Annotated in this window: 1 protein-coding gene; it reads left to right on the top strand. The window is 38.7% G+C overall.

The genetic code is table 11. From position 1 onward, the window contains the following. Positions 1-723: transposase (locus I6E11_RS15525; protein WP_235338845.1), on the top strand; the 723-nt coding region annotated here is incomplete at both ends.

The raw sequence follows: 723 nt of genomic DNA, 5'->3' as shown, positions 1-723 counted from the left end.
GATATAACCTACAAATCGGAACCGAAAACCAGTTTATGCTCGATTTTGGACTCTTCCCAAATCCTACAGACACTCTTACATTGATCCCGTTCGAAAATTCGTTTCATGAACGTTACAACCGTTTCCCATTAGAAGATGTTACCGATTCCGGTTATGGTTCGGAAGAGAACTATCGCTTTATGGACGAAAACGGAATAGAGGCATATGTCAAGTACAATTTCTTTCATAAGGAGCAGAGAGCAGACAAATATGTGACAAATCCTTTCAAACAGGAAAACCTGTATTATAACAAGGAGAAAGACTATTATGTTTGTCCCATGGGGCAACACATGGAGCGGACAGGTGTACGGCATTCTAGAACTGAAAGTGGATATGTTACAGAAAGTATCGCCTATAGTGTTGCAAGATGTGAGGGATGTCCTCTCAGATGTATGTGTTTCAGATCAAAATCACAAAGACGTACCATAGAAGTCAATCACAGGCTGAAAGAATATAAACAAAAAGCGCGTGAAAGACTTACCTCAGAGAAAGGCATAAAACATAGAAGGCAAAGATGCATAGAACCTGAAGCTGTCTTTGGACAAATAAAATACGACATGGGATACAAAAGGTTCAGGCATTTTGGAAAAGACAAGGTCACAATGGACTTTGCCTTCTTTGCCATTGCTTTTAATATAAAGAAAATGTGTGCTAAAATCAAAAATCAGAAGATGACAGACAAAA

The sequence above is a fragment of the Bacteroides caecigallinarum genome (assembly GCF_021531075.1).
Taxonomy (GTDB): Bacteria; Bacteroidota; Bacteroidia; order Bacteroidales; family Bacteroidaceae; genus Phocaeicola; species Phocaeicola caecigallinarum_B.
The sequence above is the reverse complement of the archived record's forward strand: the minus strand, read 5'-3'. Positions and strand labels throughout refer to the sequence as shown.